Below are 9,664 nucleotides of genomic sequence, written 5' to 3'. Positions count from 1 at the left end.
CGCGCTCTGGCTGGCCTCGGACGAGTCCCGCCAGGTGACCGGCAGCGTGGTGTCCGTAGATGGGGGATTCACCAGCCGATGAAAGCGGAATCGATGCCCGCTGGGTTCCCGGCCAGCGCGCCGCTGGTCCGGCAGGCGGGAACTCGGGCCGGACGGCTGTGCCAGGCGCTGGTGACCCGGGTCGACGCCGTCGAGGCCGGCCGGCTGGCCGAGAACGTGACGCAGGCCATCGGAACCCGGCTGTGGCAGGAGCAGGTGCTCGGCGCCGCGGATTCGGTGATCGCTGGGCAGTGGCGGGAACGTGAGCTGTCGCGTCCGGTTGATCCGCAGGCCGGTCCGGGTGTCCGGGTCGTGCTGCTGCGCTATACCGATGGGCCGGCCGACCTGATCGTGGTGGCCCATCGCTCCGTCGCCGACCCATGCTCCCTGCTGCGAGCGGTGCTCACCGGAGAATCGATGGCTGCGGCCCGGCCGGATACCGGGCTGCTGCAGCGGCTGCAGGACGGCCTGGCCCGGCTGGACCGCGCCGAGGCTCCGGACTGGGGCCTCGGCCGGCCGGGTGCTGACGCCATCGGGAGCCGTTCGTTTCCAGTGCCCCCGACCGGCGACGCACCGGCCACGGACGCGGCGATCGGCGTGCTGCTGACCGCCGCCCTCGGCCTGGCGCTGGCCAGGTGCACCGGAGCGGAGCGGGTCAGCGTCGGCCAGGACCCGGTGCACAGCGCGGAATTCGGGTGCGCCGCCAGCACTCCGGTGGCCAGCTACCTGGACGAGGTGCGGTTGGCGTGCGAGCGTCCTAGCTCTGATGCCGTACCCGTGGTCGGGCTGACCGTCAGCGCCACCCGGCCGTTCCCGGACCCGGTGCACCCGATGTCGATCTGCGTCGACGACCCCGGCGGCAGCCTCACCGGCCCGCTGCAAGGGGTCTGCTGGTTCCGGCACAGCGCCTTCGACCCGGCCGTGGTCGAGCGGTTCGCCGGAATGCTGGGCACCGCGTACCGCAGCCTGGCTGCTGCCGGCCCGGACCAGCCGATCGGAGAGCTTGCCCTGTTCGACAGGGGACAACTGGCCGAGCTCGCCGAGCTGGGCGGGTTGGGCCGTCCGCTGCCGGCGCCGACAGCCGGCCGGCGGATCGAGGACCTGGTGCGGGCACAGGCCGAACACCGTCCGGACGCGGTCGCGGTGAGCTTCCAGCGGCGCCAGCTGACCTACCGGGAGCTCGACGAGCGGGCCAACCAGGCCGCGCATGCGTTGCAGGCGGCCGGTATCGGCGCCGGCGACCGGGTCGGCGTGTGCCTGAAACGCTCGCTCGACCTGGTGGTGATGCTGCTGGCGGTGCTCAAGACGGGTGCTGCCTACCTGCCGATGGATGCCGGCTATCCGGACGACCGGCTGTCCTTCACCGCGACCGATGCCCAGCTGCCGCTGGTGATCACCGATCGGGAGCGGTTCCCGCGGCTGGCCGGGGTGCGGCTGCTGGCGCCGCAGGACCTGCAGGCCACGGCCTGGCCGGTGTCCGCTCCGTTCCAGGACGGCGGCGGCGACGATCCCGCCTACGTCATCTACACCTCCGGCTCCACCGGCCGTCCCAAGGGCGTGGTGGTCTCGCACCGCAACGTGCTGAGCCTGCTGGGCGCCACCATCGACGACTTCGCCCTCACCGGCTCCGACGTCTGGACGTTGTTCCACTCCAGCGCGTTCGACTTCTCGGTGTGGGAGATCTGGGGCTGCCTGAGCACCGGCGGCCGGCTGGTGATGGTGTCGCACTGGACCGCGCGGGACCCGCAGCGCTTCGCCGAGCTGCTGCACGCCGAGCGGGTGAGCGTGCTCAACCAGACCCCGAGCGCGTTCAGCCAGCTCAGCGAGGTCGATCGGCAGCAGCCACTGCCGGACTCGCTGCGGCTGGTGGTCTTCGGCGGCGAGCCGCTGGACACCCGGCCGCTGCTGTCCTGGTTCGACCGGCATCCGGAGAGCCGGTGCCGGCTGGTCAACATGTTCGGCATCACCGAGACCACCGTGCACGTCACCGCCCAGACCCTCGGCCGCGGGGAGGCGTTGACCGGCTCCCGGTCGGTGGGCCGGCCGCTGCCCGGGTGGCATGTCAGCGTGCACGACCCGGACGGCCGCCCGGTGCCGCCCGGGGTGTCCGGCGAGATCTACGTCGGCGGCGCCGGGGTGGCGGCGGGTTACCTGAACCGTCCGGAGCTGACCGCGCAACGGTTCGTCGCCGACCCGCATGCCGCCGGCCCGCGCTACCGCAGCGGTGACCGCGGCAGGCTGCTGCCGGACGGGCGGCTGGAACACCTGGGACGGCTGGACAACCAGGTGAAGCTGCGAGGTTTCCGCATCGAGCTGGACGAGATCCGGGCTCGGCTGCTGGACGCCCCGGGCGTCGGAGCGGCGGCGGTGCTGCTGCGCCAGGACGGCACGGACGCCGCGACCGCGCGGTTGGACGGCTATGTCGTGCTCTCCGGCGGCGGCAGCGTCGAGCAGGTGCGCGAGCACGCGGCCCGGTTCCTGCCCGAGCACATGGTGCCCAGCACCCTCACCGCGCTGCCGGCGCTTCCCCTGACCCCGAACGGCAAACTGGACCAGGCGCGGCTGCCCGAGCCGATCACCGCGACGGCGCTGGACGGGGATCTCGCTGGCGAGGGCGGCCAGGATCTGGAGGCGAAGCTGCATGCCGTGTGGCAGCAGGTGTTCGGTTTCCGGGTCGGCTTCGACGACGACTTCTTCACCCTCGGCGGCAACTCCCTGCTCGGTGTCCAGCTGTTCGCGGCGATGCGGGCCGCCGGCCTGCCGACCCCGCCGCTGCGGCAGCTGTACCTGAACCGGACGGTCCGTGGCCTGGCCGCGGTGCTCAAGCAGGGGTGATCACCGGTAGGCCCCGGCCTGCAGCTGGAACAGCTCCGCGTACAGGCCGCCATTCTGGATGAGGGTGGCGTGGTTGCCGGCCTCCACCACCCGGCCGTCCTGGAGCACCACGATGAGATCGGCCATTCGGACCGTGGAGAACCGGTGCGAGGCGATCAGGGTGATCGCGCCGGTCAGCTCCCGGACCTGGCGGGCCTGCTCGGCGTAGCGTTCGAACAGCCGGTGCTCTGCCTCCGGATCCAGCGCCGAGGTCGGCTCGTCGAGGACCAGCAGCAGCGGCGCTTCGCGCATCAGCGCCCGTCCCAGCGCCAGCTTCTGCCACTGCCCGCCGGAAAGCTCGGTGCCCTCGGTGAAGCTGGTGCCGAGCTGGGTGTCCAGCCCGTCGCTCAACTGCCCGATCACATCGGTGGCCTGGGCGCGCTGCAACGCCGTGTGGACCGCTGCATCGTCCTCGATCCGGGCCACGTCGCCCACCCCGACGACGTTCCTGGCGGAGAACTCGTAGCGGACGAAGTCCTGGAAGCCCGCCGCGATCCGCTCCCGCCACTGCTCGGCCGGCAGCCGCCGCAGGTCCACTCCATCGACGAGGATCTGGCCGCCGGTAGGCCGGTACAACCCGCACAGCAGCTTGATCAGCGTGCTCTTACCCGCGCCGTTCTCACCGACGATGGCGACGGTGGAGCCGGCCGGCAGGGTCAGTGACACCTCGCCCAGCACCCGCCGGTCGGTGTTGGGATAGCTGAACTCGACAGCCCGGAGCTCGATTCCCTGCGACAGGAAGTCCTGCGGTGTCCGGTCCACCGGCATGTGATCCGAGCCCGCGACCAGGGTGCGGATCACGTCGAGCCGGCGCAGGGTGGCCCCCATCCGCTGCAGCTCGCCCAGTAGGGTGACCGCAGCCACCAGCTGCTGGTTGACCTGAGCGGCGAGGACGATCACCAGCACGACGTCGCCCACACCGCGCCGGCCGGCGATCGCCTCCCGGATCACCAGGATCACCGCGCCGATGTAGGCCAGGCCGAAGACCACCTGCCCCACCGCGCGAATCGCGATCGCGCGGGTATGGCCACGCCACAGCTCGCGGCTTGCCGTGGCCCACAGCGCCGCGTGCCGGCGCCGCAGCTCCTCGCCCAGATCGAAGACCCGCAGCTCGCCGGCGAACCGGGGCGAGGAGGACAGCCGGAAGAGATTGAGCGCCACCCGGGTCGGCTCGGCGGTGTCCGTCCTGGCCTGGTCGAGGATCCGCTCGGCCCGCCGGCCGGCGAGCAGGGGCGGTATCGCGGTGGGCGGCAGCAGCAACAGCAGCGGATTCAGCCGGGCCAGCAGCACGGCGGTGAAGATCACCGCCAGGATCAGCCCGAAGATGTTGAACAGCGCGAACAATGCGTAGGGGAATCGCTTGCTCTCCGGCTGCAGCACGGTCAGCATGTCGGCGTACTCGGCCAGCTCGTGGTGCTCCATCCCCGGCGAGCCGTTGGACAGCGTCATCAGCTGGTCGCCGAAGTCCATCTCGGCGAGTTCGGACAGCTCGTAATAGACCACGAAGGCGAACACCACGAACGACAGCGCGATGATCGCCAGACCCGCTACCGCGGCGCCGTACCAGGCTGCGGCGGCCTGCCGTCCCGAGACGATCGCGTTCGTCATCAGCCCGAGCGAGGCCGCGGTCAGCGGCGCTGCTGCCGCGGCCGCCATCATCAGCAGGATGGCGGTCATCGTCTTGCCGCGGCTGAGCCGCCAGGAGAACCGGAGCAGTTTCCACGAGCCTGCCAGGGTCTGCCTCACGATGAGGTCCGCACGATCTCGTCGGCGATCGGGCTGTCCTCGGCGTCGGTGAACCGGTGCGCCTGCAGCCGGAACAGGTGCGCGTAGCGGCCATCCAGGGCCAGCAGCTCCTGGTGGCTGCCCTGCTCGGTGACCCGGCCGTTCTCGAGCACCACGATGAGATCGGCCTGCCGCACGGTGGAGAACCGGTGCGAGATCAGCAACGTCGTGGCGCCGCGCGCGACCTCGGTGAACTCGGAGAAGAACCCGGCTTCGGCGCGCACGTCGAGACTGGCCGTCGGCTCGTCCAGGACGAGGATCTGCGATCCGTGCCGGAACGCGAACAGCGCGCGGGCCAGCGCCACCCGCTGCCACTGGCCGCCGGACAGGTCGGTCCCGTCGGTCAGGTGCCGGGCCAGCGGGGTGTCGATGCCGCGGGGGAGCGCATCGAGGGTCTTCTGCAGGCCGACCGCCTCGATGGCCGCGCGAATGCCGGCACGGTCGGCAGAGTGTCCGACGGCCCCGAGGGCGACGTTGTCGGCCGCGGACATCTCGTACCGGGCGAAGTCCTGGAAGATCACGGCGAGCTTGGCCCGCCAGGCGTGCACCGGGTAGCTGCGGATGTCCACGCCGTTCAGCCGGATCGTCCCGGCAGTCGGCTCGTACAGCCGGGCGAGCAACTTGACCAGGGTGGTCTTGCCGGCTCCGTTCACGCCGACGATCGCGGTGCACCGGCCGATCGGGATCGTCAGGTCCAGGCCGTCGAAGATCATCCGATCCTGCCCGGGATAGCGGAAGCTGACCTTGTCGAAGGTGATGCTGCCGGCCAGCTCCGGCACCTCCACCTCGCCGGCCGGCTGGGCAGCGACTCCCGCCGAGCCGTCCGTCGCCTCGGCTTCGGTGAGCGCGTCGATGAAGCGCAATGCGGCGTCATAGGCGTGCATGCCGACCGCCGTCGGCAGGTCGGACTCCCGGTACCCCTCGCCGAGCCGCAACGCTGACAGGGTGGCCGAGCTGACCATGACGAAGCTGGTCAGGGTCACCTCGGCGCCCGGCCCCGCCGCGCGGTGTCCCAGCAGGGCGAACACCGTCGCGCTGACCAGCAGCCCCCAGCTCGCGAACCACACGTAGGGCCACAGGTAGATGCGGCGGCGAGTGGCCCAGACCGGCTCGAGCCACTCCAGGTAGGAGGCGTGCCAGAGGCCGCGAAGCCATCCGATCAGGCCGAAGACCCGGATCTCCTTGGCTGCGCCGGCCTCGACCGACAGCGCGCGCAGGTAGTCGTACTTGAGCTCGGCCGGGTAGACCGTGAAGCGGAATTCGGCGTACTTGCGCAGGCCACCGCGCTGGCCGTACCGGAACAACAGCACCGCGATCAGCAGCCCGGCCGCGGCCAGCCAGGAGAACCGGACGCCGACCACCGCGACATAGCCGAGCAGCTGGGTGTACCTGGCGACCAGCGCCACCAGCCCGGCGCAGGCCTGGCCCGGGCTCTGCGCGAAGCTCTCCAGCTCGCGCGCCGCGGTGCGCAGGTCCGCGACCACCCGCGGGTTCTCCAGCGCCCCGATCCCGACGGTGCCGGTGGCCGCCGCCATCACCTTGCCGATCACCCAGCCGTCGACGCGGCGCGCGACCAGCTCGGTCACCGATTCGCGCACCGGGGCGACGATCTGCTGCCCGATGAAGGACACCGCCGCCACCGTGAACGCGAGGAGCAGCGCTCGCCAGGCATCCGAGCTCGATCCGTCCCTGACCGCGGCGGGAACCCTGCCGACCATCACGGCCGAGGCGATCACGAAGATCACCGGCAGCACGCCCAGCAGCAGGTTGACCGCGAGGTCCACGGCGATCAGCGGCGCGCCGCTCGCGCGGCCGGCCAGCCGGGCGGTGTTGATGCGCGCGCGGGTCAGCCGGACCAGATCGCCGCGCAGCAAGCTGCTCATTCAGCTCTCCGTCATTCGTGGATCGACCGAGACGGTGCGCAATTGCGAGGTGTACCGGTTGCCGTCCCGATCCTGCAGGCTCGATTCCTGCTCAGCTGCGTCACCCGAAAACTCCCATGCTCGGCAATCCTGACCGACCGTAATGGGCTCAACCCGGCACGAGTTCTTCCCTGCTGCTCGGTGCGCGAGGCGCAGCCGGGACCTTCGCCGAGCCGGTCGCGGGCAGCAGATCCGGGCTGGGTCGAGCGCAGCCACGCGTGCACCTATCCAGGCCAGCGGGGTGGCGGCGGCTCAGTTTCCGGGCCGCCCCGTCGATGGGAGAGGTGGCTGGGTGCTGGTGCGTCATCCGCATCTGGCAGAACTCGCACGCCGTTACGGATGAGGCTGACGGCTTTGATGTGACTCATGTGACATGCTGGCCAACCGCGGGCACGTGCTCGCAGAAGTGAGGAGAGCGGGTGGGGTTCCGCAGCACACGGCAGGCCGGTCTGGTCGCCGTCACCGTGACCGCTGTGCTGCTCAGCTTGCTCAGCGCCCCGGCCGGGGCAGCCCCCAAGCCAGTGAATCCCACGGACGCCCAGCTCGCCGCTGCCCAGGCACGCAAGCAGCAGGCCGCCCAGCAACTGGGCACGGTATCAGCGCAGCTGGTCCTGTTGCAGGGCCAGCTGCAACGGGCCGCCGCCGACACCGACGCCGCGATCGCCACCTACAACGCGACGAATATCGCGCTGCAGCGAGCCGTCGAGGACGTGGCCGCCGCGGACCAGGCAGTCACCGACGCCCGTGCCACGGTTGCCGAGGCCCACAAGCAGATCGCCGGGTACGTGTTCAGCCAGTACGTCTACGGACGGCGGCCCTCGATCACCGCGCTGCTCTCCAGCAACGACCCGAGCGGCGCGCTGCAGGCGATGGCCTACCAGCGATACCTCGGCACCGCCCGGCAGCGCCGGCTGGCGACCGCTCAGACGAACACGGTGGCGCTGTCGAACGCCGAGGCGGCGCGCAAGGTCGCGCTGGCCCGGGCCGAATCCCTGCAGAAGCAGGCCGAGATGCAGAAGACCCGGGCGATGGCCAAGCTCGCCGCGTTCCGGCAGCAGCAAGCCGACTTCACCCGGCGCCGCACCGAGCTGGCCACGCAGACCGCCGCTGCGGCGGCGAAACTCGCCACCCTGACCAACCAGCGCCAGGCCTACCAGCGCTGGCAGGCCCAGGAACGGGCCCGGATCGCCGCCGAACGCGCCCGGCGAGCCGCTGAGCGGGCCCGCCAGGCCGCCGAGCGCGCTCGGCAGGCTGCCGAATGGGCCCGGCAGGAGGAGCTGCGCAGGCAGCAGGAAGCCGCCCGCAGGAAGTCGTCCAACCGGTCACCGTCCAACCCGGCGCCGTCCAATCCGCCGTCGTCCAACCCGGCGCCGCCGCCCTCGGCCGCGCCACCGGACGACGACCAGCCCTGGACGCTGCCGTTGCCGTCCGGCAGCTACTACATATCGACCTGCTTCTGCCTGCGGTGGGGCGTGTTCCATCCCGGTGACGACCTGGCAGCCGGGTACGGCACGCCGATGTATTCGATCGGCGCCGGAACCGTGGTGGCGGCCGGGCCCGCCCAGGGCTTCGGCAACTGGGTGGTCATCGACCACGGCAACGGGTTCACCTCCATCTACGGCCACATGAAGGTGCTGGCGGTCTCACCGGGGCAGTCGGTCGGGGTCGGGCAGACCATCGCCTACGTCGGCAGCGAAGGCCACTCCACCGGCCCGCACCTGCACCTGGAGGTCCGCATCGGCGGGATGTCCGGGCCGCCCGTCGATCCGCAGGTGTTCCTGGCCCGGCGCGGGGTCATCCTCTGAGCGCGTTCCCGCAGGACCTGCCAGCGACCTGACGCTCATCGTGCAGTGGCGGCCACCGCTCGCCCTGGGGCGAACGGCGGCCGCCGCTGTCAGCTACCGGTCGCGGATCGGTGAAGGGGGAGCGGCGTGGTCGGGCGCCGCTCCTGCAATCGCGTGGTCACCGCTGGAGGTGGCGACGAACGACCCCGTCGCCGCGGTGAACCGTTAACCGGTGCATAGCTGGCCTGGTCGCAGGCGAGCCCGTCGCTGGCAGTCCTGGCGATTGCGTACGCGCTCGCGCCTTGCTGCCGATCCAGGACGTCGCGAGGTAGTCCTCGACCGAACGGGCCATCGGTGGGGCGCATGGCTGCTCCTGGACAGATGAGATGGACGGCACGCACCGTATCGCCGCAGCAGGGGCTGTACCTCCGCTCGGGCGAAACCTTGAGCAGGTGTTGAACTGGCGGCAAAGGCCCCCGCATTCGAATTGGCGCAATACGGATCTACCGCTCGCGCGGAGCCGGCGCCGATGACGGTCCGGCCGGCGATGCGGGGGCCTGGAGCGTCCCAATGGACCCTCGAATGCACAGCTGTCCCACTCGGAACAGCGGGTGAGCGAGGCGCGGCAACCTCAAGAATCGATCAATGCATGCCGCTGCCTCGAGCCCGCAGGTAGGAACCGTCCGCAGGTTGAGTCAGCGGCGGGCGGCGGCCAGCGCCTGGCAGAACGCGGTCGCGGCCTCGAGTTCGGTGGCCAGGGGCGCCAGCACGTTCTCGCGGGCCACTTCGCGTACGCCTGCATCCAGTGACCGGCGAGCGCGGGCACGGCGCCGGGCGGCGCCGGTCGCCACGAACGGCCGCGCCAGCAGCGAGGTGAGCAGGCCGAATAGCAGCCCGCCGATCAGCAGCAGCGTCGGCGCCGGGGCCCGGCCGACGTGCAGGCTCGGGCCAGGCAGCTGCAGGTACGCGAACACGGCCAGCACCGCCAGCCACACCAGCCCCGCGACGGCCGCGAGCAGCCACAGGAACTGCAGGCCGCGCACCGCCGTCCACCAGGCCGGCCGGTCGGTGTGCGACAGCTTGGCGGCTCGGACGGCCTGGTCCAGCTGCCCCGGCAGGTCGTTCTGCCGGGCCTCCAGAACCGCCGTGGCCGACGCCTGCCAGGCCGGCGCGAGCCCCCGAGTCCGGTCGCTGACCAGCTCACGCACCGCATTGGACACCTGCGCCCGCTGAGCGCCGGTGGCAGCCGGCCGGGAGCTG

Annotated in this window: 4 protein-coding genes and 1 pseudogene; 2 read left to right on the top strand and 3 right to left on the bottom strand. The window is 71.5% G+C overall.

Annotation, left to right across the window (positions count from 1 at the left end; genetic code table 11):
* The first annotated feature begins 93 nt into the window (after positions 1-93).
* Positions 94-2,874: an amino acid adenylation domain-containing protein gene (locus VF612_RS02590; RefSeq protein WP_408658282.1), complete on the top strand. Its 2,781-nt coding sequence runs from the start codon at positions 94-96 to the stop codon at positions 2,872-2,874.
* Here the strand turns inward: VF612_RS02590 and VF612_RS02585 are convergent, their stop codons facing one another.
* Together VF612_RS02585 and VF612_RS02580 are read right to left on the bottom strand one after the other, a co-directional pair.
* Complete coding sequence (locus VF612_RS02585; RefSeq protein ID WP_408658281.1) at positions 2,875-4,659, bottom strand: ABC transporter ATP-binding protein; 1,785 nt, start codon at positions 4,657-4,659, stop codon at positions 2,875-2,877.
* Positions 4,656-6,581, bottom strand: a complete 1,926-nt coding sequence (locus VF612_RS02580; RefSeq protein WP_408658280.1) for an ABC transporter ATP-binding protein — start codon at positions 6,579-6,581, stop codon at positions 4,656-4,658. The genes VF612_RS02585 and VF612_RS02580 overlap by 4 nt, the downstream gene beginning before the upstream one ends.
* 458 nt (positions 6,582-7,039) lie before the next feature.
* Here VF612_RS02580 and VF612_RS02575 point away from each other — a divergent pair, with 458 nt between their 5' ends.
* The gene (locus tag VF612_RS02575) at positions 7,040-8,425 is read left to right on the top strand and encodes a M23 family metallopeptidase (protein ID WP_408658279.1); all 1,386 of its coding nucleotides are present in this window, start codon (positions 7,040-7,042) and stop codon (positions 8,423-8,425) included.
* Positions 8,426-9,099: 674 nt separating this feature from the next.
* Here VF612_RS02575 and VF612_RS02570 read toward each other — a convergent pair.
* Positions 9,100-9,664, bottom strand: a pseudogene (locus VF612_RS02570) (hypothetical protein); the annotation flags it as partial.

The sequence above is a fragment of the Jatrophihabitans sp. genome (assembly GCF_036388195.1).
Classification (GTDB): domain Bacteria; phylum Actinomycetota; class Actinomycetes; order Mycobacteriales; family Jatrophihabitantaceae; genus Jatrophihabitans_A.
The sequence above is the reverse complement of the archived record's forward strand: the minus strand, read 5'-3'. Positions and strand labels throughout refer to the sequence as shown.